This window comes from Bradyrhizobium sp. STM 3557 (assembly GCF_045571465.1).
Classification (GTDB): domain Bacteria; phylum Pseudomonadota; class Alphaproteobacteria; order Rhizobiales; family Xanthobacteraceae; genus Bradyrhizobium.
Genome location: NZ_CP120697.1, coordinates 5,857,107 through 5,884,039, shown reverse-complemented (window position 1 = coordinate 5,884,039; position 26,933 = coordinate 5,857,107). Strand labels below are relative to the sequence as shown.

The 26,933-nt window shown below is 64.9% G+C and carries 23 protein-coding genes; 15 read left to right on the top strand and 8 right to left on the bottom strand.

Features of this window, described 5'->3' with window-relative positions; genetic code table 11:
- Positions 1–6: 6 nt before the first annotated feature.
- The 3 genes from P6U24_RS27255 to P6U24_RS27245 all read right to left on the bottom strand — a co-directional run bounded on the left by P6U24_RS27255 (position 7) and on the right by P6U24_RS27245 (position 3,464).
- Entirely contained in the window at positions 7–243 is a 237-nt protein-coding gene (locus P6U24_RS27255) for an antitoxin (protein WP_407160604.1), read from the bottom strand.
- An 81-nt stretch (positions 244–324) separates the two neighbouring features.
- Positions 325–2,286 carry a hypothetical protein gene (locus P6U24_RS27250; RefSeq protein WP_407155538.1) on the bottom strand — a complete coding sequence of 654 codons (1,962 nt, stop codon included), beginning with the start codon at positions 2,284–2,286 and terminating at the stop codon, positions 325–327.
- A gap of 95 nt (positions 2,287–2,381) precedes the next feature.
- Complete coding sequence (locus P6U24_RS27245; RefSeq protein WP_407155537.1) at positions 2,382–3,464, bottom strand: YbhN family protein; 1,083 nt, start codon at positions 3,462–3,464, stop codon at positions 2,382–2,384.
- A gap of 376 nt (positions 3,465–3,840) precedes the next feature.
- Between P6U24_RS27245 and P6U24_RS27240 the strand changes: the two genes are divergently transcribed.
- Positions 3,841–4,347: a ferritin-like domain-containing protein gene (locus tag P6U24_RS27240; RefSeq protein ID WP_407155536.1), complete on the top strand. Its 507-nt coding sequence runs from the start codon at positions 3,841–3,843 to the stop codon at positions 4,345–4,347.
- A gap of 187 nt (positions 4,348–4,534) precedes the next feature.
- Positions 4,535–5,953: an MFS transporter gene (locus P6U24_RS27235; protein ID WP_407155535.1), complete on the top strand. Its 1,419-nt coding sequence runs from the start codon at positions 4,535–4,537 to the stop codon at positions 5,951–5,953.
- A 9-nt stretch (positions 5,954–5,962) separates the two neighbouring features.
- Here the strand turns inward: P6U24_RS27235 and P6U24_RS27230 are convergent, their stop codons facing one another.
- Positions 5,963–6,397 carry a hypothetical protein gene (locus tag P6U24_RS27230; protein ID WP_407155534.1) on the bottom strand — a complete coding sequence of 145 codons (435 nt, stop codon included), beginning with the start codon at positions 6,395–6,397 and terminating at the stop codon, positions 5,963–5,965.
- Between the two features lie 78 nt (positions 6,398–6,475).
- Here P6U24_RS27230 and P6U24_RS27225 point away from each other — a divergent pair, with 78 nt between their 5' ends.
- Entirely contained in the window at positions 6,476–7,054 is a 579-nt protein-coding gene (locus tag P6U24_RS27225; protein WP_407160603.1) for a hypothetical protein, read from the top strand.
- A gap of 88 nt (positions 7,055–7,142) precedes the next feature.
- Positions 7,143–7,730, top strand: coding sequence for a YdcF family protein (locus tag P6U24_RS27220; protein ID WP_407160602.1), 588 nt, complete (start codon positions 7,143–7,145; stop codon positions 7,728–7,730).
- Positions 7,731–7,738: 8 nt separating this feature from the next.
- Here the strand turns inward: P6U24_RS27220 and P6U24_RS27215 are convergent, their stop codons facing one another.
- Positions 7,739–9,082 (bottom strand): PLP-dependent aminotransferase family protein, encoded by a 1,344-nt coding sequence (locus P6U24_RS27215; RefSeq protein ID WP_407155533.1) that lies wholly within the window; start codon positions 9,080–9,082, stop codon positions 7,739–7,741.
- A gap of 157 nt (positions 9,083–9,239) precedes the next feature.
- Between P6U24_RS27215 and P6U24_RS27210 the strand changes: the two genes are divergently transcribed.
- The gene (locus P6U24_RS27210; RefSeq protein ID WP_407155532.1) at positions 9,240–9,470 is read left to right on the top strand and encodes a DUF1127 domain-containing protein; all 231 of its coding nucleotides are present in this window, start codon (positions 9,240–9,242) and stop codon (positions 9,468–9,470) included.
- A gap of 299 nt (positions 9,471–9,769) precedes the next feature.
- Here P6U24_RS27210 and P6U24_RS27205 read toward each other — a convergent pair whose 3' ends face one another.
- Positions 9,770–10,195, bottom strand: coding sequence for a universal stress protein (locus P6U24_RS27205; RefSeq protein WP_407155531.1), 426 nt, complete (start codon positions 10,193–10,195; stop codon positions 9,770–9,772).
- Positions 10,196–10,244: 49 nt separating this feature from the next.
- Positions 10,245–10,787: a SixA phosphatase family protein gene (locus P6U24_RS27200; RefSeq protein ID WP_407155530.1), complete on the bottom strand. Its 543-nt coding sequence runs from the start codon at positions 10,785–10,787 to the stop codon at positions 10,245–10,247.
- A 94-nt stretch (positions 10,788–10,881) separates the two neighbouring features.
- Between P6U24_RS27200 and P6U24_RS27195 the strand changes: the two genes are divergently transcribed.
- The 9 genes from P6U24_RS27195 to P6U24_RS27155 all read left to right on the top strand — a co-directional run bounded on the left by P6U24_RS27195 (position 10,882) and on the right by P6U24_RS27155 (position 24,240).
- Positions 10,882–12,354 carry an NAD(P)/FAD-dependent oxidoreductase gene (locus P6U24_RS27195; RefSeq protein WP_407155529.1) on the top strand — a complete coding sequence of 491 codons (1,473 nt, stop codon included), beginning with the start codon at positions 10,882–10,884 and terminating at the stop codon, positions 12,352–12,354.
- A gap of 108 nt (positions 12,355–12,462) precedes the next feature.
- A complete protein-coding gene (gene msrB / locus P6U24_RS27190) occupies positions 12,463–12,966 on the top strand; it encodes a peptide-methionine (R)-S-oxide reductase MsrB (RefSeq protein WP_407155528.1) in 504 nt (167 codons plus the stop codon).
- 392 nt (positions 12,967–13,358) lie between these two features.
- Positions 13,359–15,176, top strand: coding sequence for a flagellar hook-basal body complex protein (locus P6U24_RS27185; protein WP_407155527.1), 1,818 nt, complete (start codon positions 13,359–13,361; stop codon positions 15,174–15,176).
- Positions 15,177–15,218: 42 nt separating this feature from the next.
- A complete protein-coding gene (flgK, locus tag P6U24_RS27180) occupies positions 15,219–17,084 on the top strand; it encodes a flagellar hook-associated protein FlgK (RefSeq protein WP_407155526.1) in 1,866 nt (621 codons plus the stop codon).
- A gap of 10 nt (positions 17,085–17,094) precedes the next feature.
- On the top strand, positions 17,095–18,990 hold the full coding sequence (locus tag P6U24_RS27175) for a flagellar protein (protein WP_407155525.1): 1,896 nt from the start codon (positions 17,095–17,097) through the stop codon (positions 18,988–18,990).
- Between the two features lie 94 nt (positions 18,991–19,084).
- Entirely contained in the window at positions 19,085–19,864 is a 780-nt protein-coding gene (locus P6U24_RS27170; protein ID WP_407155524.1) for a hypothetical protein, read from the top strand.
- Positions 19,865–19,874: 10 nt separating this feature from the next.
- Positions 19,875–21,476, top strand: coding sequence for a hypothetical protein (locus tag P6U24_RS27165; protein WP_407155523.1), 1,602 nt, complete (start codon positions 19,875–19,877; stop codon positions 21,474–21,476).
- Between the two features lie 62 nt (positions 21,477–21,538).
- Positions 21,539–22,729, top strand: coding sequence for a RimK family alpha-L-glutamate ligase (locus tag P6U24_RS27160; RefSeq protein WP_407160601.1), 1,191 nt, complete (start codon positions 21,539–21,541; stop codon positions 22,727–22,729).
- The gene (locus tag P6U24_RS27155; protein WP_407155522.1) at positions 22,726–24,240 is read left to right on the top strand and encodes a pyridoxal phosphate-dependent decarboxylase family protein; all 1,515 of its coding nucleotides are present in this window, start codon (positions 22,726–22,728) and stop codon (positions 24,238–24,240) included. The genes P6U24_RS27160 and P6U24_RS27155 overlap by 4 nt, the downstream gene beginning before the upstream one ends.
- A 209-nt stretch (positions 24,241–24,449) precedes the next feature.
- Here P6U24_RS27155 and flbT read toward each other — a convergent pair whose 3' ends face one another.
- On the bottom strand, positions 24,450–24,884 hold the full coding sequence (gene flbT, locus P6U24_RS27150) for a flagellar biosynthesis repressor FlbT (RefSeq protein WP_407155521.1): 435 nt from the start codon (positions 24,882–24,884) through the stop codon (positions 24,450–24,452).
- Positions 24,885–25,259: 375 nt separating this feature from the next.
- Between flbT and P6U24_RS27145 the strand changes: the two genes are divergently transcribed.
- Positions 25,260–26,798, top strand: coding sequence for a flagellin (locus P6U24_RS27145; RefSeq protein ID WP_407155520.1), 1,539 nt, complete (start codon positions 25,260–25,262; stop codon positions 26,796–26,798).
- Positions 26,799–26,933 lie beyond the last annotated feature (135 nt).

Below are 26,933 nucleotides of genomic sequence, written 5' to 3'. Positions count from 1 at the left end.
AGAGCGTCAAAGCTCATGCTCCGCAGGTGGGGCCGAATCCTCGATGTTCGGAAATTCGTCTTCGACCGGTGTCATGGACTTGATCAGTGCGACAAGGCCGCGTTTCCGAACGGGTTCGATAATGAGGCGATCACCATCGCGATGCATGATCGCATCGTTCCCCGGCAATTCGAATTCGACGGGGATACGGACCGCCTGATTGCGGCCGTTGCGAAACAACTTGACGGGCCGGCTTTCGGACATTTTTTCCTTGCGCTCCATGGCATATGCCTAAACATATGCCGACCAGCCGCCGTGGGCAAGCCGGAGGTTCGCCGACGAACCCTACTGCCGCTGCGCTGCCGGCGCCGACGGCAGAGGCAGCGGCTCGCCATTGATCGAGGCCTCCGGCGCATCGAGATTCAGCACCTGGGCCGCAGCCGGGAAGGCTGCGTCCGCCATTGCGGCATGGCCTTCCGCGGTCGGATGGACGGCGCCGCCATAGACGGCCGATAGCACACCCCAGGTGGCATCATGGATGTCGGACGGCTGCATCGCCGCCGGCAAGCCCTGCGGATAGGTCATGGCGGCAAAGTAACTGTCATTGGCGTCGCGGATCCAGCGCGCCCGCGGCAGATAGGCGCGATACTCGGCCGCGCTGCGGCCGCACAGCAGCGGCTGATTCCCGGCGCTGACAATGTCAGGATCGAAGCTCTCGCCCTTTGACGAGAAGCATTCGCGGTCGAACTGCGGATCGCTCGCAGAGCGCGCGCAGAAGCCGTGATTGGCAAAGACCGCCTGATGCGCGTCGACGAAGGTCATGCGATCGCTGCGCGGATCGCGGCACAGTACGCCGCTTTGGCACTGCGCGAGCGCTGACAGCGTCGGCAGGAATTCGTTCTCGACGAAAGCAGTGACATTGGCGAGGCGCTGCGGATCGGCGTTGAAGGATGGGTGGATATCGAAGCCGGCGCGGCCGCCCGGGCAGGGCGTGCCGCCGCCGGCGAGCGCCGGGTTGCCGTAGGAGGTGTAGATGACGTGGGAGAGATCGCCGACCAGCGGTTTCAGCGCCTCGCGCAGCTTGGCAAAGCCTTGCGGCAGGTCGCGCATCAGGTCGGAGCGTGCGTCCTCGACCGAGCCGATCACGCCCGAGCGCTTGAAGATCGTGCGCTCGGTCGGCGTGTCGACGATGACGTCCGCGACAAGGCCCGAGAAATTGATGTCGTTGGCGCCGATCGACAGCAGCACCAGATCGAGCTTGCGATCGGCTTGCCGACGCTTCGCCGCGGTCAGCGCCTCGCGCAGCTCGCCGAGCTGGCCGTTGACGCCGCCCGCGCAGGTGGAGACCGAGCGGCCTGGTGCGCATTCGCGAGCGCGCTGGCTGCCGAACAGGCCGTCGGCGATGGTGGCGCCGGTGCAGGCCAGCGGCAGATAGGTCACTGCGATATGCGGATAGCGGACCGCGAGCGCGAGCGCAGTGCGGGTCTGGTAGGAATACAGCGATCGGTGGCAGGCGGCGTTGAACCAGATTGCGCTCTGACGCTGCCAGTTCTGCAGCGTGTCCGGTGCCTCGCAGGCGCGCCCGCCTTTGAAGCCGGCACGGCTCGGCCGATAGTATTGCGCGCTGGCGCCGCCAAGATAGGAGCGGAAGCAGAAGCCTTCCTCGGCGAGCGCGATCGGCCGGTCCGGGTTGCCCTCGCCGGAGGCGATGCTGTCGCCGAGGCCGGCGATGAAGATATCGCGCACCTGGATTCCGGTGGACAGCCGCTGCGGCGCATCGGACCCGGAGGACACGTCGACGGTCGCCACGGTCTGGCGGTCGTAACGGACGCGCAGATTGACCGGCTCGGCGCAATCGAAGGCCTGGGATTGCGGGCCATCGCCATCGTCGAACGTCCAGGCGCAGGTGGCGCCGACCGGGACCGCGCCTGATAGCCGCACGGTGATCGGATGATCGATCGGCGTGAGGTAGCTCTCCTTGACGTTGTCGCGCGTGCAAGGCTCGTTCACGCGGCCCGCGAGATCGATGCACAGCCGGTTGACGATGTTGCGAGCCCAGCCGCGACCGTCGCTCTGCAGCTCGAGCCCCTGTTCGGAGGCGAGAATGCTGCGGTCGCGCGCGCTCTCCACATGCAGCTGGAAGTCGCGCTCTTCGCGGAACAGGCGGAAGCGGTTGCGGACCTCCCAACTGATCTGCATGGGCGGGCCGGCGCCGAACTGGGCAGCCACGGGGCGCAGTGGAAGCGCCTCAAGCGCGCACGCCATCGCGAGCGCTGCGATCGTCAATCGGATGCGAAATCGGGTCATGGCGTGACGTTTCACGTCAGAGTTGGGGCGGAAATAAGAGGATCATTGCGGCCGCGCATCGGCGCCCGATTCCTATTTTCCTGCGAGTGCCGTTTCTATCCCTGCGACTGCCGTTTCACTCGCTGCGGAACCGGAGCCGGCGCAGCGGCGGGCGCTGCAGTTTGTTGGCGAAACATCCCATTAAGCTTGCGCCGCTGCTGCCAGGGCACCACCACATTCATCCAGAGCTCGCGGCAACCCATGATCGAGATCGCGGTACCGAACGGGATGACGAAATAGAGCACGCGGAACACCAGCAACGTCGCAAGGAGCTGTTCCCGTCCGAACTGCGGAAGCGCCACCAGCATCGCCGCGTCGAACACCCCTAAGCTGCCGGGCGCGTGGCTGGCGAAGCCGAGCAGGGTTGCAAGGATGAACACGACAGCGAGCGACAGGAAGTCGATCGGCGGGTCGGCTGGCATCAACAGGTACATCGCCAGCGCGCAGAAGCCGAGATCGACCACCCCGATCAGGATCTGCACGAACGTGAGCTGCGTCGAGGGGAGCACCACCTTCCAGCCGTTCTGGCCGAGCTGACGGCGGTTCTTACCGAGCGCAAGCCAGCCGAGATAGGCCAGGATGGCGCCGACAAGACCGATGGCGATCAGCTGGTTCACCGCTGGCGGGAGCTGGTCCATGCTGGAAGCCGCCGCCGGGTGCAGGGTCATGCCGATCCCGAGCACGAAGATGTTGCCGAGCCAGAAGGTCAGGCCGGACAGGAAACAGATCTTGGCGACGTCGATCGCGCTCAGGCCGTAATCGGAATAGATCCGGAAGCGGATCGCGCCACCGGTGAAGACGGTGGCGCCGATATTGTGACCGATCGAATAGCTCGTGAAAGCGGACATCGCCGCGATCCGATAGGGAATGTGCTTCTTGCCAATCGTTCGCAATGCGAAGAAGTCATAGAAGGTCAGCGTGCAGAACGCCCCGACCACGCAGAGCGCGGCGAGCGCGATGTGCTGCGGCGGGATGTCGGTGAGCGCGGTCAGGATCACGCCGGCGTCGACGCCCCGCAGGGTGCGCACCAGTGTCGTGATCGCAAACGCGATGATGGCGAAGCTCGCCGCAACTCCCAGCCGCTTCCAGCCGATCCATTTCTTGAAACCACGCCCGAGCGCGGTCAGCAGTCGCTGCATTCATCCTCCCGGCGGGGCGGCATTAAAGGTTGGGAATCGGCGGAAACCATGACGTGAACGGCGGCGGGCGCTCCATTGAGGCGTTCCTTTAAGCCAAAAAGCGGCGCTTGTGCAGTCCTTGACAAGATCAGCTTTGACCTTAGCGGGGAACGCCTGTCATACGCCAGACACATATCCGTCCGCCTAACATAAGTCTCAATCGGCTTCGGCCAACGCCTGCGTGCAGGCTGGGGTTCCGGGGCTTGGGCGATCTCGCATGGCCGTCATTTCGGAACATCGGCCACAGCCACCGGTTAGCCCGGTGTAGCCACGCAAATATGGCACGCATGGGTCGGGGAGGGGACCCGTCCACGTTCCCAACAAGAAGGATGAGGCGATGGGACTGTTCACCAAGGACATCAAGACGATGAATGATCTTTTCGTTCATCAGCTCCAGGACATCTATTACGCCGAGAACCAGCTCGTCAAAGCACTGCCGAAGATGGCCGAGAAGGCGACTGACAAGCAGCTCAAGCAGGGCTTCTTGACCCATCTCGACGAGACCAAGACGCATGTGCAGCGGCTGGAGCAGGTCTTCAAGATGCATGGTGTCGCGCCCAAGGCGATCGACTGCCCGGCGATCGACGGGATCATCGAGGAGGCCGACGAGGTCGCCGGCGAGGTGGCCGACAAGGCGGTGCTGGACGCAGCCCTGATCAATGCCGGCCAGGCCGCGGAGCATTACGAGATCACCCGCTATGGCAGCTTGATCGCCTGGGCCAAGCAGCTTGGGCGCAACGACTGCGCCGCCTTGCTGCAGAAGACGCTGGATGAGGAGAAGGCGACCGACAAGAAGCTCACCTCGCTCGCCGAGAGCTCGGTCAATCTGCGCGCTGCGAGCTGATCACGAAAAAATCCACCTGAGGCAAAACGCCGCGCGGAAGCTCGCGCGGCGTTTCCGGCGTCCGGCCGCGTTCTCCCGGCGAACTGCACAGCCGGCGTCCAACCGCATTATTCGATCATTGTCGAATCATTATTGTCAGCGCCGGAGGTAGAAGGGCGTCATCCGTTCCTCCCACAGGAGTTCCGGTATGAACCATATCTTCATCACAAGACCGGCCTGTCATCAGGCGGACGACCATACGCCGCAAGCCCGCACATCCCTTGCGGACGCGCTCACGCTCGCGGCCATGAGCCTTGGCTATGGGGTGGTGCAGCTCGACGTCACCATCGTCAACACCGCGCTCGCGAGCATCCGCGCCTCGCTCGGCGGCGGCGTCTCCGAGCTGCAATGGGTCGTCAACGCTTACACCATTGCCTTTGCCGCCTTCATCCTCACGGCGGGCGCGCTTGGCGACCGCATCGGTGCGCGCCGCGTGTTCATGGGCGGCTTCGCGCTGTTCACCGCGGCCTCGGTGGGTTGCGCAGCAGCGCCAAATGCGTCGAGCCTGATTGCGCTGCGCGCGATCCAGGGACTCGCCGCGGCGATCCTGGTGCCGAATTCGCTGGCGCTCTTGAACCATGCCTATCCGGAGGCGAAGGCCCGCGGGCGCGCGGTGGCGATCTGGGCGGCTGGTGCCAGCCTGGCCTTGACCGCAGGTCCCTTCGTCGGTGGCGTGCTGATCGCGCTCACCGGCTGGCGCGCGATCTTCCTGGTCAATTTGCCGATCGGGCTGGCCGGATTATGGCTGGCACGGACCTACGCGCAGGAGACGCCGGCGCATGCGAGCCATGAGCTCGATCTGCCAGGCCAGTGTGCTGCGATCGTCGCACTTGGCGCGCTTGCGGCCAGCCTGATCGAGGGCGGCGCGCGGGGCTGGGCCGATCCGTTCGTGCTGACCGGCTTCGTGCTCGCCATTGCCGCCGGCGTCCTGTTCGTGTTGCAGGAGGCAAAGGCGAGGCAGCCGATGCTGCCGCTGTCGCTATTCGACGATCGGCTGTTTTCTGTGTGCGCGCTGGTCGGCCTGTTGGTGAACGTCGCGGTCTATGGCCTGATCTTCGTCTTCAGCCTGTACTTCCAGGAGATCAACCATCTCTCGGCCTTCGCGACCGGTCTTGCCTTCGTGCCGATGCTGGCCGTGGTGTTTCCGGTCAACCTGATCGCGCCGCGCGTCGCAGAACGAATTGGCGCGCGCGCCACCATCGCAGCCGGCGCGGTGCTGGCGGCGCTGGGCTGCCTGGCGCTGCTCACCATCGCGCCGGGCACGTCCTACTGGGCGATCGGCGGACAGTTGATTGCGATCTCCAGCGGGCTTGGCTTGTTGGTGCCGCCGCTGACATCGACCTTGCTCGGTAGTGTCGATGCCTCGCGCTCCGGCATCGCCGCCGGCGTGCTCAACGCGACTCGGCAGACCGGCAGCGTGCTTGGCGTTGCGCTGTTCGGCTCGCTAATCGCGCGGTCCGGTGCGTTCATCCCCGGACTGCGGCTGTCGCTGGTGATTTCGGCATTGGTGATGCTTGCCGCAGCCGTCGCAATCGGAGTGCGCGTGCGGGAGCCGGCGAAACGGTGAGAAGCGGGCTCAGGTCTTGCGCAGCGCGAAATTGGCGCCGCAGAACGCCATCAGCGCACCAAGGCAGAGCGCCGCTGTGCCGGCGAGTGCACCGGACACCGACGGCACCGGGCTTGGCCCGGAGATCGCCTGCCCGGTGCCGGCCAGCAACAGCACGCCCATAACGATCAGGAATTGCTGCATCCGCTTCGGGATCTGGCCCGACACCGCGCTGTGCATGATGTTCGCGATGAAATAGCCGCCGGAGAAGCCGACGGTCGCGATCAGCCACCAGGCCAGCGCGGAGCCGGCCGGCATGAAGGCGCCGGCATCGTTGCGCCAGAGCCCGCTGAGGTCGAGCCCGATACGCGCGCCCAGCATGTGCATGGCGAGCGCCAGCAGTACACCGGCAGCAACGGCGCCGGCCAGAATCAATCGGCGCGGAAAATAGGTCGTTTCGCTCATGGCTCGTTTATAGGATAAGCCGCGGAGCGCGCAAAGCAGGGGATCGGGAGAAAGCACATTCAGATAAAGCACATTCAGATTCAGGCGAGCACGGCTGACGTGACCAGCTACGCCTACAAGGCGTCGCTGATCGGGGCTGCGCACCGGTTCGAGTTGACCGATGCAGGGCTCGTCTGGCACATCGCCGGCCGCTCCGGCACCTGGCCCTATGCCGATATCGCTTCGATCAAGCTGTCCTACCGGCCGGTGTCGATGCAGGCCAAACGCTTTCGCGCCGACCTGCGCAACGCAAGTGGCAACCGTCTCAGCCTGCTCTCGACCTCATGGCAGACCGCCGCGCTGATGACAGCGCAGAGCGAAGCCTATCGGGACTTCATCAAAGAATTGCATGCGCGGATGCGTGATGTCGGCAGCAACGCCGTGCTGACCGGCGGCCTCGGACGCAAGACCTATGGTGCGGCCCTCGCGCTGACCGTGCTGTTTGCTGTCGCGATGGCAGGGCTGCTGGTGCGCGCGCTCGCGACGCGCGAATGGGCCGGCGCCGCGTTCCTGGTCGGCTTCGCCGCGCTGTTTGCCTGGCAGGTCGGCGGCTTCATTGTTCGCAACCGGCCGCGTGCCTACACATTCGCCGACATTCCGCGTGCTCTGCTGCCCTAGCGTCTGCAATGCGGCGTCATCAAATGTGACTTCGCAAGATCTCGCGAGTCGTGACACGCTGCGGCTTGAATGAGAGAGCAGGGTGGCGATGCAGGATCGCTCGCGACGGATACCTGATGCGGCCGAGATCGCCGCGATCAATGCCACGCATCTGATCCAAACGCCGCTACGGCCCGCGGACCTGCTGTTCGTGTTCGGCACGCGTGTCGATGAGGCGCTGCGCGCGGCGACCGCGTGCCGGCTCTGGCGGGACGGCTACTTCAAGCATGCGATCGTCAGCGGCGGCATTACGCCGGGCGGAGACGAATCCGAATGCGTGGTCATCAAGCGCGCTATGGCGGCCGGTGGCATTCCCGCCGACATCATCCTGGAGGAGCACCGCGCCACCAACACCGGCGAGAACGTGATCTTCTCGCTGCCCGTGATCGAGGCCGCGCTCGGGCTCGTCAACATCAAAAGCGTGATCTGCCTCGGCAACACCTGGACCGCGCGACGCTATCCGATGACCTTGCAGCGGCACTGGCCTGATGTCGAGAAGATGCTGCTGACCGTGGACAGCTTTGCGACACCCCGCGCGCGCTGGCACACCGATTCCGAGTTCTGCCGGCTCGTACTCAGGGAATGGGACAAGATCGAGCCCTACAGCGAGAAAGGCTTCATCGCCGAGTGGCCGTGACCGCGCGCCTATTCGGTCGTGTCGAAGTCCTCTTCGCGCGCTTTCAGAATGCCTGCGAGCGTCTGCAATCCTGTCTCGAGCTGCGCCAGCGTCGGTGCGCCCAACGCCAGCCGTACTGCGTTCGGCGCGTGACCTGGCGCCACCGCGAATGTCGTCGATGGCGTCAATGCGATGTCGCGCCGCGCGGCCGCACCGACCAGCGCCTGCGAGCGCCAGTGCGGGGGCAGGTTGAGCCAGAGATGATAGGCCCTGCTGTTCGCCTGCAGCGTGAAGCCTGAGAGCAACTGGCTCGCGAGCTGCTGGCGTCGCACGGCATCGTCACGCTTGAGTCGCGTCAGCTCGGCCGCCGTGCCATCGTCGATCAGCCGCTGTCCGGCGGCGAGCATATAGCCGGAGGCGGTCCAGCCGCCGGAGCGCACGGCGGCCATCAGGCTCTCGCGCAAGGATGGTGGTGCCGCGATGAAGCCGAGCGCGACGCCCGGCGCGATCTTCTTGGACAGGCTGTCGAGTACGATGCAGGCATCAGGCGCCTCGGCGGCGAGGGGCGGGATGTCGTCGAGAAAGGCGTAGACCGCGTCCTCGATCACCGTGAGGCCGAGCTTGTCGACGATGCGTAGGAGCTCAGTGCGCCGCTGCGGCGGCATGGTCATGCCGAGCGGATTCTGCATGACGGGCTGAACGTAGAGCGCCGACAGCTTGGCCTCGCGATGCGCTTTCTGCACCGCGTCCGGCCGCACACCGTCCTCGTCCATCGCCAGCGGCACCAGGGTGATGCCGAGCCGCGCCGCGATGCCTTTGACGAACGGATAGGTCAGCGCCTCGACGCCGCAGCGTCCGCCTGCCGGCACCAAGGCCGCCAATGCGGCAGCGATGGATTGCCGGCCATTGCCGGTGAAGACGAGACGATCCGGCGCCGGCGTCCAGCCGCCGCGCGAGAGGAAAGAGCTCGCGCTGTGGCGGGCTGCCTGTGTGCCGATGCTCGAGGCCGGGCGCAGGATGACGTCGAGGATCTCCGCGCGCTGCAACGCCTGCAAGCTCCTTGCGATCACGGCCGACTGGCCGGGCAGCAACGGATAGTTGAATTCGAGATCGATCCGCGCGCCCTGCGGCTCGTTGGGCAGCGCGGTGGTGGCGCGACCGTCTCCTGCAACGAAGGTGCCGCGTCCGACCTCGCCTACGACCAGCCCCCGCCGCAGCAGCTCGGTATAGACGCGGCTGGCGGTCGACACCGCGATGCCGCGCTCATATGCGAAGCTGCGCTGCGGCGGCAGCCGGTCGCCGGGCTTCAGACGGCCCCTCGCAATTTCGTCCGCGAGGGTGTCTGCAAGCTTCAGGTAGTCGTGCGCGGACATGATTGCACCGAGGACAATGTTTCACTTGAACCGAGACATTTACGGGTTCAATGAGGCCGCATCAAGCTGCTTTTGCCCCGAGCCTTTTTGGGTTCGAGCCGCATGCAGGTGGTAACCGGCCATTTGCGCCGCGGTTTCAGTCGGCCAGGAGCCCGAGATGACGATGTCGATCTTGACCAACCGCTCGCCCACGACAGTCCCGCCAAGTCCATGGACCGGATTGGTCCGCTGGGGCACGGCTTGGCCGCTCGCATTGATGAGCTATTGGCATCGGCGTGCCACTATCAAGACGCTGCGGGAGCTCGATGACCACACCTTGCGCGACATCGGATTGACGCGCGCCGATCTCGATGACGCACTGCAGGACAGGTCCAGCCTCGATCTGTAGCTGCAGGTGTGAGAACGGCTCGCGTGTCATTTACGGCTATCGTCATTGCGAGGGGCGAAGCGGCCGAAGCAATCCAGACTTCCTGATTGACTCTGGATTGCTTCGCTTCGCTCGCAATGACGAGAAAGACTAAAATGCGCCGCCAGTGCCTGACCAACAGTTCGTAGGATGGGTTGAGCGGGAAGCGACACCCATCACTCTCGGCTAACCGAACCGCGATGGGTTTCGCAGACAGATTGGAAGCGCCGACCTGTTTGCTCTGACCATCCTACGAAGATCGCCTTCGTGGAATCGATCGGCTAGTGCCTGACCACCAGCACCGAGCATTTGGCGTAGCGCACGACATGGCCGGCGTTCGAGCCCAGAAAGTAGGTGCGCATCGCCGGGCGGTGCGAGGTCATCACGATCAGGTCGGCCTTGACCGCGCTGGCCTCTTCCAGGATCTCGTGATAGATGCCGCCTTGGCGCACCACATAGCTGATGCGGTTCGGCGGGATGCCGGATTCGCGGGCCACGATCGATAGCGCTTCCTCAGCGGTCTCGCGCTGCTGTGCGTCGAAATCGGCCGGCACATATTCGGCCAGCATCACCGGCGTCATCGGCATCACGTTGAGCAGGCGGACGCTGCCTTCCCAGGTCTGCGCCAACGTGGCTGCAGTCGCGATCGCGGGCTTGGCAAGGTCTGTGTCGGCCAGATCGATCGGAACGAGTATCGACTTGAACATGTCGCCCTCCTGCATCCCTCGCGCATTACGCGCCGGGGCAAGAGAGCTGTCAATCGCCGGCGCCGTGCTTCAGAAGCTTGGGCGTAACGAAGGTCACCAGCCGGCCGCGGCCAAATGACACGTCGTCCCATGCGTCGATCTCGAAATCCAGGATGGCCAGTCCGGAGGTCGGCAGGTTGCGCGCCAGCTCCCGGCGTGCCGCGGCATCGCCGCTGCCGGTCAAGGCGAGCGCGAGTTCGTGCAGGCCGGGATTGTGGCCGACCAGCATCAGCCGCCGCGGATCTAGGCCCGCGGCGATGCGGATGCTGTGCAGCAACTGCATCACCTCCGCGCCATAGATGTCAGGCACCCATTCGACCTGCGGCTTCGGTACCCGTGCCTGCATCATTGTCCAGGCGAGCTCCCAGGTCTGCCGGGCGCGGACCGCAGGCGAGACCAGAACGAGATCGGGAAAGGGCGGATGGCGCGCAATGTAGTCGCCGATTTCGGCGGCATCGGCGTGACCGCGCTGGTCGAGTCGGCGGTCCCGATCGCGGCCGGATGGCGCGTCGCTTTCGGTCTTGGCGTGACGCAGCAACATCAGACGGCGCATCGGCAAAATCTCGACTCGGTTTCGGCACGATTAAGGTACAGCTCGTCATTCAGGACAAGGTGACAAGCCCCTCGCGGGCCGGTTAAGAAACGCCATGAACGACACTTCCACAAGCGCGAACGACGATGGCGGCTCTGCAGCCGGCAATGAACGAACCCGGCTCTCTTTCGATCTCGATGTCGACATTTGCGTGGTCGGCGCCGGACTGGCCGGGCTCACGGTGGCGCTTTGTGCTGCGCGGCAAGGCGCCAGCGTCGCGGTGCTTGAAGGCCGGAATGTCGGTTGGAACGCATCCGGCAGCTTGGTCGGTACGCTCATGCCGGGCTTTGCGCTGCCGCTGCCCGATTTGATCGCGCGTGTCGGGCTGGCAAATGCCAGGGAGCTCTGGGCACTGTCCTGGGCTGGCGCCGAATTCGTCAGGGCCAATGCCACCGAATCAATGATGCCCAGCCTCGGCCTCAGTGAAGGTGTGCTCGAGGTCTCCAACACAGATGCCGGCGACGCGCTGGTCGGCCGCCTGCAAATGCTGGCTGAGGATTTCGACACCATAGTCGAAGGCTGGCCGGTCGAGCGCGTGCGCGATGTGCTCAGGACTGACCGGTATTTCCACGGAATCCATTATCCGCAGGCGTTCCAGCTCGACGGCCGACGTTATGTCCACGCGCTGGCGCGGCTGGCGCGGCGAGCCGGCGCGCGGATCTTCGAGGACACGCCGGTGGTCAGCATCGACTTCTCCGGCATCCGCAAGCGCATCGTCACGCCCTCGGCGAAGCTGCGCGCGGCGCATATCGTGCTGGCCGGCAATATCCATCTGGGGGCGCCCTTAAGGCGGCTGTCGGATACGCTGCTGCCAGTCTGGCGTTATGGCGGGATTACCGCGCCACTCGGCGCGGGGCTTTCCGAGGCGATCGGCTTTGCCGGCTCGGTGTTCGACAGCGACGGGATCGATCATTTCCGGATCATCGACGGCGACCGGCTGATGTGGTCGAGCCCGGAGACCACCTGGGCGATGCGGCCGCAGCGCTTTGCGGGCGCCATCGCGCGCCGCATCCGCACCGTGTTCCCGCAGCTTGGCCCTGTCGACATCACCGAGACCTTCGGCGGGGCGACCGGCCAAACCGTGCATGGCATGCCGCAGGTCGGCCAGCTCCGCAAAGGGCTCTGGGTGGCGAGCGGCTTCGGCCGCCAGGGTCTCAATACCTCGGCCATGGCCGGACAATTGATCGCAAGCGGCATCCTGGCCGGTGACGATCGCTGGCGGCTGTTCTCACCATTCGAGCTGGTGTGGGCGGGCGGCGTGGCCGGGCGGGTCGCAGGCCATGTGGTCGGGCTATGGACCCGCGGCAGCTCCGCAGTCGCGGGCACGCTGGCGCGCCATCGCGAACGGGTGCGCACCCAAGAGAGGGCCCGCGAAGCGCGGCTCGCCGAGGCCAACTGCGTTGCCGCTCAGCCGCGGCCGGCGCCGCCTCATCATGCGCCCAATCGGGCGCGTCCCTTGCGGCCGCAGCCGCCCGACATGGCGGATCACGGCCAAAGGGAGAGTCAAGGGGAGGGGGTCGAGCCCTGAAATGGCGCGACAGTCGCAATAAAGTGAGGTGCGCTGTCCCGCCCTGACGTAACTTCCGACGGTCAGATCCGTATGTCCAGGCGAAACGCCGCTTCCACGGAGACCGCCATGATCGATCGTCGCCTCCTGCTCACCTCTGCCGCCGGATTGTTCGGCTTGCTCGCGCTGCGCTGGTTCGGCGGGGCCGGGCCGGCACGTGCCGCCGAGAAGTTCGAGATCGAGAAAACGGACGCCGAATGGCGTGCGCAGCTGACGCCGGAGCAATATCAGGTCCTGCGCCAGGAGGGCACCGAACGGCCCTGGACCAGCCCGCTGCTCAAGGAGCACCGCAAGGGCACCTTCGCTTGCGCCGGCTGCGACCTGCCGCTGTTCGCTTCCGAGACCAAGTTCGAGAGCGGCACCGGCTGGCCCAGCTTCTACAAGCCGCTCGACAATGCCGTCGCCACCCGCAGCGATCGCACCTTCGGTATGGTGCGCACCGAGGTGCACTGCCGCCGCTGCGGCGGCCATCTCGGTCATGTCTTCGACGACGGCCCGAAGCCCACCGGCCTGCGCTATTGCATGGATGGTGTCGCGCTGGTCTTCCATCCGGCGGCGCCCAAAGAAAGCTAGAAAGCGTTTTCAAGCGAAGCGGGTACCGGTTCGCGTTAAGAAGACGCCTCAAATGAAAACTGAGGCCTCAGTTCGCTTGCAATCGGACGAGACCTCAAAAACTCCGACCGATTTGGCCGGCTCGTCCGTTCAAGATCTGCGAACGGATCGTGACGAGCCGGCGCCCCGTTCGAAGCACCGGGGCGGCGGGCGATGTTCTACGCCCGGCAAGAGTTGCCGGCTCGGCAATAGTTCACCAGTTTTTGTATCCTGATTTCCGGCACGCTTTTTACTAAGCGTCTGATTTGACGCGCGTTTCGTTGTTGGCACAACGATTGCGACAGTCTCTGCGAATTGCGGTTGCCCGTGGTCCTCAAACCCTGAACCGCCGGATCGAACGTGGAGACATTGGTATGGGTATCTTCGACGCGCTGAACACCTCGGTGGGCGGCTTGCAGGCGCAGTCCTTCGCTCTGCAGAACATCTCTGGCAACATCGCCAACGCTTCGACCACCGGCTACAAGGGGATCGGTACCTCCTTCGAAGATCTCATCCCGGATGCCACCACGCCGAGCAAGCAGAACGCCGGCGGCGTCACCGCGTTCGCGCAGGCGACCATTACAACCCAGGGCACCGTCACCTCGACGACGGTCGCCACCAACATGGCGATCAACGGCGACGGCTTCTTCTCGGTGCAGAAGGCGACCTCGGTCACGGACAACGTGCCGGTATTCTCCGGCGTGACCGACTACACCCGCCGCGGCGATTTCCAGGTCAATGCCAACGGCAATCTGGTGAACGGCGCCGGCTACTACCTGATGGGCATCACGGTGGACCCGAAAACCGGCAACCCGACCGGCAACGTGCCGCAGGTGCTGCAATTCCAGAACAATTTCATTCCGGCCCAGGCGACCTCGGCGATCCAATACGCCGCGAACCTGCCGACCCAGCCCAAGACTCCGGCGAGCTCGAGCGCGGCCACCGGCACCATCACCGCAGCCGGCGGCCTCAATCCGGCCGACTTCGCTTCCAACCCGCTTCCGGTCGGCACGCCGGCCGCGCCTTACACCGACAACACCATCACCGGCTCGGCCGCGCTGAACCAGGCCTCGACTCCGGCGCCGATCACATCGGCGACTAAGTTGTCCGGCACTGCGCCCAGCGACTCGCTGCCGACCGGCTTTGTCTCCGGCGACGTCATCGTGGTGAACGGCACCAGTCTCAACTTCATCGCCGGCACCACCTCGAGCGGCACCAATATCGCGATCGGCGACAATGTCGGCGCCCTGCTCTCGGCCATCCAGACCATCACGGGCGTTGCCCCCACCATCAATGCCTCGACCGGCGCAATCACGCTGCACACCGGCACGGCTTCGAACCTTAACATCACCAGTACTGCCCCGGCCTTCTCGTCGCTCGGCTTCTCGTCTCCGGTCACGGCGGCGCGAGGCGGCGGCGGCACGGCCGGCACCGGCTTCGTGATCGCCAACGACATCACCGCCTTCACCAACGAATCCATCAGCGGCGGCGCGGTCACGTGCTACAATCAGGCCGGCACGCCGGTGAACCTGCAGCTGCGCTGGGCCAAGACCGACAGCGCATCGCTCGGCACCGGCCATCAAGATACCTGGAACCTGTTCTACCAGACCTCGACCACGGCGACCGGCACCGGCGTCGCCTGGGTCAATTCGGGCACCAAATTCACCTTCTCGTCCAACGGCGCGCTGTCCTCGCCGACGGGCTCGGCCATCACCATTCCTGGCGTCGTCGTTGACGGCCAGACGCTCGGGTCAATCTCTGTCAACATTTCCTCCGGCGCATTGACGCAGTACGCCAGCTCTGCCGGTGCGGCTACGATCAACACCATCTCGCAGAACGGCTTCGCTGCCGGCCAGCTGCAGTCGGTCTCGATTGCCAATTCCGGGCTCGTGATCGGCACCTTCTCCAACGGCCAGAACATCGACCTCGCTCAGGTGACGCTATCGCACTTCAACGGCACCAACTATCTGAAGGCGCTCGACGGCGGCGCCTATGAGGTCACCGATCTCTCCGGACCGGCGATCATCGGCGCCTCCGGCAAGATCTCCGGCTCGTCGCTGGAAGGATCGAACACCGACATCGCCGACGAGTTCACCAAGCTGATCGTCACCCAGCAGGCCTATTCGGCGAACACCAAGGTGATCACCACGGCCAACAATATGGTTCAGGACCTCCTGAACGTGCTGCGCTGATTGCATCTCGCGCTTCCTGACTGATGTGAGACGGATACCATCATGGGTCTGAGTTCGGCACTTGCCACCGCAATGTCGGGTCTGCGCTCGACGCAGGCGGCGCTTTCGATCATCACCTCGAACGTCGCCAATGCGCAGACACCGGGCTATGTCGCGCAGAACCCGAATCAGATCGAGGTCGCGAGCGGCAGCTACGGCTCGACGGTCGCGACCAACGGCGTCAACCGCCAGCTGGACCTGTTCGTGCAGAGCCAGCTGCGCACCGAGATGGCGGGCGGCGGCTATGCCGACCAGATGGCCAACATTCTGGGCCAGCTGCAAAGCGTCTACGGCACGCCCGGCGGCGACGGCACGCTGGAGGGCGCACTGAACAACTTCACCACCGCGTTGCAGTCGCTGTCGAACAATCCCAGCAACAGCTCCGCGCAGTCGGTGGCGCTGTCGGCGGCGCAAAGCCTGGCCCGACAGCTCAACACGACGACCCAGGGCATCCAGACACTGCGCACCAACGTCTCGCAGGACCTCGGCACGTCGGCGACCGCCGCTAACGGGCTGATGAGCCAGATTGCAGAGATCAACACCCAGCTTCAGGGCCTCAGCTCGAACGATCCATTGGCGGCGACGCTGATGGACCAGCGCGACAATGCGATCAATCAGCTCGCCAAATATACCGACATCCGCACGGTCACAGACAATTCGAACCAGGTCAGCGTGTTCACGACCTCGGGCATCCAACTCGTCGGTGCGGGCCTCGCGTCCGAATTCCAGTACACTTCGGCGGGTTCGCTGAACGCCACCTCGCTCTACAGCACCAATCCTACTCAGAACGGTGTCGGCTCGCTCAACATCAAGCTGCCGAACGGCGCGCTGCTCGATGTCGTGTCCAGCAATATCGTGAGCTCGGGTCAGATCGCGGCCGACATCAAGCTGCGCGACCAGACCCTGGTGCAGGCGCAGACCCAGATCGATCAGCTCGCTGCCACCATGTCGTCGGCGCTGTCCGACAAGACCACTGCGGGCACCGCGGTCGCCGGTCCGCCAGCAGGCTTCGACGTCAACACTTCGGGCCTGCTGGATGGCAATTCCATCAACCTGACATACACGGATTCGAGCAACGTTCAGCGCCAGATCAAGATCGTCAATGTCAGCGATCCCGCGGCGCTGCCGCTGCAGAACGCGGTGGGTGCCAACCCGACCCTGGTCGGTGCGAACTTCTCGCTCGGCATGGCTTCCGTGGTGTCGCAGCTGAACGTGGCGCTTGGAAGCGCACATCTACAGTTCACCAATCCCTCCGGCTCGACCTTGCGCATCACCGATGACGGCACTAGCGCGGCGACGGTGAACGCGGCCTCGGCCACGACCACGGTGCAGACGCTGGCGAGCGGCAACGCGCAATTGCCGCTGTTCACCGACGGTACCACGGCCTACACCGGCTACATCAGGGCCAGCGGGTCGGAGATGACCGGGCTCGCCGGGCGCATCTCGGTCAATCCGGCGCTGCTGGCCGACCCGGCCAAGCTCTCGACCTATTCGACTTCGCCGGCGACCGCGGCCGGAGACGCCACACGGCCGAGCTTCCTGTTCGCGCAGCTCACCCAGGCGACCTTCAACGTCTCGCCGGCCACCGGGCTCGGCTCGGCGGCGCAGCCCTTCAAGGCCACGGTGTCGAACTATCTGCAGCAGTTCATCAGCCAGCAGGGCAATGCCTCCACGCTCGCCACCCAATTGCAGCAGGGGCAGAGCGTCGTGGTGTCGACGCTGCAGCAGAAATTCAACTCGACCTCCGCGGTCAACATGGACAGCGAGATGTCGAACCTGATCCAGGTCCAGAACACCTATGCAGCCAACGCTCATATCATGTCGGTGGTCCAAAGCATGATGCAGAGCCTGCTCCAGGCCAACACGTAAGGCGCGTCACATGTCGATCAGCAGCATCAATTACGGCTCGTCTCTGCTCGGCCTGTCCGTGCGGAACATCACCAACCAGCTCGCCGATCTCTCGACGCAGCTCTCCAGCGGCGTCAAGTCGAGCACCTATGCAGGCATGGGGGTGGACGAGGGCTTCGCGGTGGCGGCGCGCGCGCAGCTGTCGAACATCGCGGCCTTCACCACCACGATGACCCACGTCAACACCATCATCGGGGCGGCGAACACCGCGCTGCAGTCGCTCCAGTCGATCCATGACACGGTGCAGAGCGGAGCCTCGGCGACGCCGCAGAACGTGACCAGTGCGGGGCAGAGCGTCGGACAGCAGAATGCGCTGTCGAACCTGTCGGCGATCGTCGGCATCCTGAACACCCAGGTCGGCGACCGCTACATCTTCTCGGGCTCGGCGACCAACCAGCCGGCAATGGCCTCCGCCGACGATATCCTGAACGGCACTTCGACCCAGGCCGGGCTGAAGCAGGTGATATCGGAGCGGCAGCAGGCCGATCTCGGTGGCACCGGAATGGGACGGCTCGTGCTGTCCTCGTCGGCCACGATACCGCTGACGCTCTCCGAGGACTCCGCCAACTCTCCGTTCGGTTTCAAGCTGGACAGCGTGAGCTCCTCACTGACCAATGCCACCGTCACTCAACCGCAGGGTACGCCGACGGCGGTCTCGGTGGATTTCACCGCAGGAGATCCCAATCCGGGAGACAAGATCACCTTCAAGTTCGACCTGCCAGACGGCACGACGGAAGCCATCCAGCTCACCGCCTCGAACACGACGCCATTGGCCGCCAACAGCTTCGCCATCGGTGGCTCGCCGGCGGCGACGACGGCGAACCTGCAATCGGCGCTGAGCAGCGCGATCACCACGCTGGCCAGCACCTCGCTGAAGGCGGCCTCCGCCATCGCGGCCGGCAACGACTTCTTCAATGCCGCGAGCGTTGCTACCGGAAGCGCGGTCAGCAACAACAATTCCGCCACGTCGGCGCGGATCACCGGCGCCACGTTGCTGTCGGGGACGGCCAGCGCCACCTCCGATTCGCTCGGCACCGGTTTCGCCGTCGGCAACACCATCACGGTGAATGGACAGACGATCACCTTCGTCGCCTCGGGGGCGACCGACAACACCCACGTCAACGTCACCGACAGCGTGCAGACGCTGTTGTCGAAGATCGACGCGCTCAGTGGCACCTCGACCCCATCCACGGTCATTGCCGGGCGTGTCTCGCTGCATACCGACGATCCGGCAAGCTTCTCGGTGTCGAGCAACAATGCGGCCGCCTTCGCCGCGCTCGGCTTCTCGGGCACGGTGACCGCACCGACCCCGCCGCTGCGCGTGTCAGGCTCGCCGCTTGGTTCGGCCACCAGCCTCACGAATGGCTCAGCCAACACGGTCGCCTGGTACACGGGGAACAGCGGTCCCGGCAGTGCGCGCTCCACCGCTTCGGTCCAGATCGATTCCGCCCAGAGCGTGCAATTCGGGGCTCAGGCCAACGAGACGGCGATCCGCACATTGGTGCAGCAGACGGCGGTCTATGCGGCGGTATCGGCCTTGCCGAGCGCCTCCGACCCGACCGGGCAGATCGCGGCACAACAGATCGGAGCGCTCAGCCAGCGCGTTGCCGCCAATCTGACGCCGCAGCTCGGCCGACAGACGATCTCGGACATCCAGACCGACTTCGCCAATGCCCAGACCGCGATGAAGGACGCTGGCGCTCGGCAGACGCAGGCGAAGGCGGCGCTGCAGAGCCTGGTCGACCACACGGAGGGCATTTCCCAGGACCAGGTCGCGTCCGAGATCCTGCAGCTCCAGAACAACCTGCAGGCCTCCTACCAGACCACCTCGATGCTGTCACAGCTCTCGCTGGTGAAGTTCCTGTAGGCTCGCGGCGGGCAGCGGTTAGGTTTTCGTTAACCACGTCTGGTTAACGTTTGTTCAGACGTGAGGCAGGGTCTGCCTTATTGGGAATGCGATCATGACCGAGCGAATTCACCTGGTGATTGGCACGCCCTGTTTCGGCGGGCAGGTTTCGAGCATCTATGCGAGCTCGATCTTCGCCCTACAACGCGAGCTGCGCGCGACGTCCAACGTCAATCTGACCGTTCACATGCGTGACGGCGATGCCCTGATCACGCGGGCCCGGGCCAATCTCGTCGCGCTGTTTCTCAGTGATCCGACTGCCACGCATTTCCTGTTCGTGGACGCCGACATCGGCTTCACGCCGGGCCAGGTGTTTCGTCTGATCGAATCCGGTGGTGACGTGGTCGCGGGCGTCTATCCGGTCAAGCGGGTCAATTGGGACAAAGCGAGGCGGGCGATCAATGCCGGCCGGACGAATGTCGCGGCCGCATCGCTGGATTATGTGCTCGAGATCGAAGACCCCGATCACGTTACGGTGGTCAATGGCTTTGCGCGGGTGCGCTATGCCGGCACCGGCTTTTTGATGATCCGGCGCCGCGTGTTGGAGCGGATGTGCGCGCATCCCGCCTATGCGCCGCTGCGGTTCATGCGTGAGCATTCGCACGATGCACTGGCTGGCAATCCGCATCGCTTCGCGCTGTTCGAGTGCATGATCGACCCGGCGACCGGCACCTACCTTAGCGAGGACTTCGCCTTCTGCAAGCGCTGGACCGATATCGGCGGCGAGATCTGGGCCGATCTCGACAGCCGCCTGGACCATGTCGGTCCGTCGGTGTTCCGCGGCGATGTGGCGTCGCAATTCGCTGCCGCGCCGGCTGCGGCCGACGCTGCCTGAAGATTCTTCGATGATCCCGGTGGTGGCCCGGTCGGAAGCTTCCGCGTCGCTCAGTGTCCATACGCCGGCGGCTGGGCTCCGCGAGTTGTTCATGCCGCTGGATGAGTTGCTCGTCCGTGGCGGTGATCCGCGGCTGGCGCTCGATCCTGTCAGCGGCTGCAATCTCTATGGCTGCAGCCCATCGCCGGCCCCGCAGCTTCTCTGTTTCGCTTCAAGCACCGCATCGCCGATTTCCGAACGCGCCTATGCGCGCGCCGAGCGGGCGCGCGAGCAGTTGATGCATGCCGCGATCGGGCTAGGCCTCGATGAGGCGCTCGACCGCCGCACCGAGGAGATGCGGCACGAGCTCAGGGCGCATCTGCAGCTGGCTGCCGACGTCGAGATCGTGTTCTCGCCATCGGGCACGGACTCGCAGCTTCACGCGCTGGCGCTGACCCGCGCGCTGCTGGGCGAGCGGCTGACGACCATCGTGGTGGCCGCCGACCAGACCGGCAGCGGCACGCCGGCAACGGCGCGCGGCCGTCATTTCAACGCGCAGACGGCGAGCGGCGTCGCGGTATGTAAGGACTCGCCGATTGCCGGTCTCGCCTGCGAGAGTATCGCGCTGCCGCTGTGCAGCGACGCCGAGCTTGCGCCGCGCGCCGAACATGCGCAGTTCGTGCTCGATGCCGTCAAGGCAGTATCTGCGCGCGGTCATGCCGCGATGCTGCAGATCATGGACTCCTCGAAGCTCGGCTGGCGCGCGCCTGATCAGGACTGTCTCGATCTGATCGCGCGGCGCTGGCCCGGCCGCGTGCAGCTCGTCGTCGATGCCTGCCAGATGCGGCTGGGCCGCCGCCGGCTGCGCGGGCTTCTCGATCGCGGCGCCATGGTGCTGATCACCGGCTCGAAGTTCTATGGCGGCCCCGCCTTCAGCGGCGCGCTGCTGGTGCCAGGCATGCTGTCGCGTGCACTGCAGCGCTGTGGCGCCGTTGCCGACGGGCTGTTCGACTACATCGGCCGCAGCGACTGGCCGATGACTTGGACATCGCTCCGCGCCCGTTCCGTAGCGCGGCCGAATCTCGGCCAGTGGCTGCGCTGGGAGGCGGCGCTCGAGGAGATCGCAGCCTATCACCAGGTGCCGAACGGTTTCCGCGCGTTCGCGCTGAGAGAGCTTGGCCAGGCGATCGAAAATCGACTGATTCGATCATCCTTCTTGCGTCCGGTGATAACCGAACGTCGCGGTGCCGACGACGAGGAATTCGCGCGGCCCACGATCTTTCCGTTCGCGCTTCTGCGCGACAGCCGGCTGCTGGCTGCCAATGACGTCCAGCAGGTCCATCGCGCGCTGCGCCGCCACATGAGCGGCGTCATTGGCGGCACCGACGATCGCGCGATTGCCTCACAACATTGTCTGGTCGGCCAGCCCGTCCGGGTCGAGCGCTCCGCGGCTGCGCCGACGGCGCTCTTGCGGCTGTGCATCGGTGCGCGGCAGGTGATCGAGACGTGGAATTCGGATGCTGCGGTCGCGCGCGATAATCTCGCTCGCGAGATCGGCCGTCTCACGGACGTCGTCGCAAAAATAGAGCTGCTCGCATCGCATGTGGGCAGCCTCGATTCGAGGAAGGTGTGATGCAGTCTGAAATGCTGGCGCTCACGGTCGAGGCGCGCGCGCAATGTGCCGACCGGATCGGCATGGCGAAGCTTGCCAAGGCCTCGTTCGACGGCTGCGATCTGAAGCCGCTCTGGGTGCAGCTGCTTGCCAAGCTGCTCGACGGCAAGGCAAACGCGGGTGAGGGGCTCGACGTCGCGCTGCTCGCGCAACTGCTCGGCGACAAAGCGGCAGGGCTCGCGATCCAGCAGGAAGTGCTGCGGTCGCACCAATTGTACCGCTCGCCGTGCAAATCGGAGACGCCGCGGCTGCGCGTGTTGGCGTTGGCGGCGGCGACCGATATGGGCAGCAACACGCCGATCGAGTTCCTGCTCGAGAACACCGACATCGAGCTGATGATGCTGCACGTGATCCCCGAAGCGGAATTGCCATCGCCATTGCCCGATCACGACGTCGCCATCGTGATCGCCTCCGACTCGGATGATTGCCAACATGCCCTGCGCAAGATCGACGAGGTTGCGGCGCGATGGCCCCGGCCATTGCTCAATCCGCCGCGAATGATCTGCAACCTCGACCGTGACAAGCTGTACCGGCTGCTCGCCGGGATCGACGGTCTTGTCATGCCCGCAACCTTCACGGCGCGGCGCGCGCCGCTGGTCGAGGTGGCCGAAGAGCGGGAATGGCTGACCACGATCGCGGGCGAACTCACGTTTCCGATCATCATCCGGCCGCGTGGCTCGCATGCCGGTGTCGGTCTTGAAAAGGTCGACGACGCCATCGAGCTCTCGCTCTATCTCGACGAACGCGACGAGCAGGAGTTCTTCATGGCCCGTTTCGTCGACTATGCGAGCGAGGACGGCCTGTTCCGCAAATACCGCGTCGTCTTCGTCGACGGCCAGCCTTATGCCTGCCACATGGCGATCGCTGGCCGCTGGGACATCTGGTACCTCAACGCGGGCATGAGCGCGAGCGAGGCGAAGCGGCGCGAGGAAGCGACGTTCATGCAGACCTTCGACATCGGCTTCGGCCGGCGGCATCGCACTGTGCTGGCTGCGATCGCCGAGCGCGTCGGGCTCGACTATTTCATCATCGATTGCGCCGAGACCAGGGACGGCGCGCTGCTGCTGTTCGAGGCGGACAACACCGCTGTGGTCCACGATATGGATCACGCCGACATCTTCCCCTACAAGTCGCCGCAGATGCAGAAGGTGTTTTCGGCATTCGCCGCAATGCTGGAGCGGCGCGCCGCGCGGGCAGGGGAGCAGGCGGCGTGAGCCTTGTTGCGCCGGATCCGGAGACGCGTTCGCAAGCGAACCAGACGCTCGATCCGCAGGATTGGAAGCAGATCCGCGCGCAGGGTCATCGCATGCTCGATGACATGATCGACTACATCGCCGACATCCGCGACCGTCCGGTCTGGCAGCCGATTCCGCCAGAGCTCCGCGAGCAGTTTCGCGCGCCGCTGCCGCAGGCACCGACGGAGCTCGCCGAAGTCTATCGTGAGTTCTCAGATCTCGTCGTGCCCTACGCGACGGGTAACGTCCATCCTGGTTTCATGGGATGGGTGCATGGCGGCGGCTCGGCTGTCGGCATGCTGGCCGAAATGCTCGCCGCGGGCTTGAACGCCAATCTCGGCGGTCGCGATCACATGCCGATCGAGGTTGAGCGGCAGGTCGTCGACTGGACGCGCCAGATGTTCGGCTTTCCCACAGGTGCCAGCGGCATTTTCGTCACGGGCACCTCGATGGCCAATCTGATGGCGGTGCTGGTGGCCCGGCGCGCGGCGCTCGGCGCCGGCGTCCGGCAGCAGGGCGTCGGCGGCGAGGGAGAGCTGTTGCGAGGCTACACCTCCGCGGCCGCGCATGGCTGCATCGGCAGAGCAATGGATATTGCGGGGCTCGGCAGCAACGCGCTGCGCAGCGTCGCGGTCGACCAGGCGCATCGCATCGATGTAGCCGCTTTGCGCGATGCGGTCGCACGCGATCGTGCCGCCGGCCTGAAGCCTTTCCTGGTCGTGGCATCAGCCGGCACGGTCGACATCGGGGCGATCGACGATCTCGGAGAAGTCGCGGCGTTCTGCCGTGACGAGAAGCTGTGGTTCCACGTCGATGGCGCGTTCGGCGCGCTCGCGATCCTGTCACCCGATCTCGCGCCGCGCCTTGCCGGAATCGAGCAGGCGGATTCGATCGCGCTCGATTTTCATAAATGGGGGCAGGTGCCCTATGACGCAGGCTTCCTGCTGGTGCGCGATGGCGAGCGCCATCGCGACGCTTTCGCCCAGCCTGCCGCCTATCTGCGCCGGGAGACGCGCGGGCTTGCTGCAGGACAGCAGTGGCCGTGCGATCTCGGGCCCGATCTGTCGCGCGGCTTTCGCGCGCTGAAGACCTGGTTCACGCTGAAAACGTTCGGCACCGACAGGCTTGGCGCGGTCATCGCGCAGACCTGCGCGCTCGCGAAATATCTGGACGCGTGCATCCTGGCCGAGCCGCAACTCGAGCTGCTGGCGCCCGTCAATCTCAACATCGTCTGCTTCCGCTACCGCGCGGACGACGCCGATGTCGTGAACGGCGAGATTGTTGCCGACCTCCACGAATCCGGCATCGCTGCGCCGTCAACCACGATGCTGGATGGACGGCTCGCGATCCGAGTTGCGATCGTCAATCATCGGACTGCAAGATGCGACATCGATGCGATGCTTGCAGCGGTGCTGTCGTTCGGGGCGCAGAGAACGATGGTCGGCGCGGAGCCGCTGGCCGAAATCGAGGCGCCGCCGCTCGCGCCATGAGCGCCGGATGTGATGAACTGCACCTGAAGTTCGTCATTGCGAGGAGCCAACGGGTCCGCGCAACGCGCGGCCCGATGACAGGCTCCGCGACGAAGCAATCCAGAATCCTTGTATGGCTCTGGATTGCTTCGCTTCGCTCGCAAGGACGGGTGGATAGGATGAGCCGGGAAGGGCGCCCGGCTCTGCGCTGCGCAGAGCCGGATGCAAGCTCACGCTGCAGTGACGGTCTGAGTCTGGTCTGCGTCGGCCTGATCGGCTTCGGCCTGCTCCAGCAGCTTCTTCTCGTAGGCGACGAGCTTCTTGGCTTCCTTCAGCGCCTGGTAGAGGTCGCCGTTGAGGATATGGCCATTGATCGCTTCGATCAGTGGCCAGGCGCTCGGCACCGTCGTGATGATGTCACGTAGCAGGTTGAAATAGGTGCCGTGGCTGGCGTCGGCATTCGGCGAGATGTACATGAGCTGGACCGCCAGATAGACGAGCTTGGCGGGCGTGTCCGCCGTCTCCGGCGTCAAAATGTCCTTCTCGCGCAGGATCGGAATATTGTCGCCGTCGATCAGGAGGCGCGCGCGCTGATCGGTGTTGGTGATCACGCAGGAGCCGATGATGATTCGTTCATGCGGCTTGAGTTCGACTTTCAGAGCCATCCGTGTTCTCCGTTGCCGCTTGTCGAGGGAGCCGGCGGCTAGCCTGCCGCGACGCTTACGGCAGGCGCTGACCGGTCGTGCCGGGGCGGTCGACGCGCGGGCAATCCTTTCCGAACAAGGTTAACGGCTGGTAAATGCCATCCCCTGTTTGGTAAATGCGTTGAGTTATCAAGGCCCTTCGGAAACGCTCCAAGCCGGGCCCGCCGCAGCGAATGTGCGCCAACGCATCCCGATCCGGCTCGCGCGCTCTGCCGCTTCAGGCTTTGTTAGCCAGTCTCGTTCACCTTATCCGCGTCGCCTGATCGCGAAGTCGTTCACGGCGGCACCCGGTCCCGAAGGACCGGAGACTATGCTTCACACCAGAAAGGTATGAATATGACTGGCATTGTTCTCTCGGCGTCCGTGCGTCAGAATCTGCTCTCGCTGCAGTCCACCGCTCAGTTGCTCGCGACGACCCAGAACGATCTCTCCACCGGCAAGAAGGTCAACTCGGCTCTCGACAATCCGACCAACTACTTCACAGCCCAGGGCCTCGACAACCGCGCTTCCGACATCTCCAACCTGCTCGATGGTATCGGCAACGGCGTGCAGGTGCTGCAGGCCGCCAACACCGGCATCACCTCGCTGCAGAGCCTCGTCGACAGCGCCAAGTCGATCGCCAACCAGGTGCTGCAGAGCTCGGTCGGCTATTCCACCAAATCCACCGTCACCTCCGCCGCGCTGACCGGCGCCACCGCGACCAACCTGCTGGGGTCCAGCACCTCCGCTGTCACCGGCAGCGCCGTCAACAACGACAACACCACGCCGGCCGCGATCACCGGCTCTACGCTGTTGTCGGGCACCAGCGGCTCCTCGTCGAACGACCTCGCCTCCAGCATCACCACCGGTGATACGCTGGTCGTGAACGGCACCACCTTCACCTTCGTTGCCGGTTCGAGCTCGTCGGGCACCAACATCGGCATCACCGACACCGTCACGCATCTACTGTCGACGATCCAGTCGGCCACCGGCGTGACCTCCTCGATCACCGCCGGTGCGATCAGCCTGACGCCCTCTGCATCGGGCCTCACGCTGTCGGGTACCGCGTTGGCGAAGCTCGGCCTCAGCTCCGTCGGCGACGGCCTGTCCGGCCAGACGCTGACGATCGCTGCAACCGGCGGGGGCACGGCGACGAACATCACCTTTGGTCTCGGCACCGGACAGGTCGCGACGCTGAACGATCTGAACACGAAGCTCGCCGCCAACAACCTGCAGGCCTCGATCGACGCGAGCGGCAAGATCTCGATCACCACCACCAATGATGCTGCATCGTCCACGATCGGCACCATCGGTGGCACGGCGACGGCCAGCGGCCAGGCCTTCAACGGTCTGACGGCTGCTGCTCCGGTCGCTGATGCGACCTCGCAGTCGCAGCGGGCGAGCCTGGTGGCGCAGTACAACAACGTGCTGGCGCAGATCAACACCACGGCGGCCGACTCGTCCTTCAACGGGGTCAACCTGCTGAACGGCGACACGCTGAAGCTCACCTTCAACGAGACCGGCAAGTCGTCGCTCTCGATCACGGGCGTGACCTTCAACACCGGTGGCCTGGGCCTGTCGACCCTGACCTCGGGTGTCGACTTCCTCGACAACAACTCGGCGAACAAGGTGATCACCGCGCTGAGCTCGGCGAGCTCCACGCTGCGCGCCGAAGCCTCGACCCTCGGTTCGAACCTCTCGGTCGTGCAGATCCGTCAGGACTTCAACAAGAACCTGATCAACGTGCTGCAGACCGGCTCGTCCAACCTGACGCTGGCCGACACCAACGAGGAAGCGGCCAACAGCCAGGCGCTGTCGACCCGCCAGTCGATCGCAGTGTCCGCGCTGTCGCTCGCCAACCAGTCGCAGCAGAGCGTTCTGCAGCTGCTGCGCTGATCGACCGAACAGGTCATCCAAGACGTTGCGAAACGGCGGGGAAACCCCGCCGTTTTTCGTTGCTGCGGTGTCGCGACGAGAGGGGGACATCCTGAATTGATTGAGCTATTTCGCGCCCCCGGGCCGGTAACCATT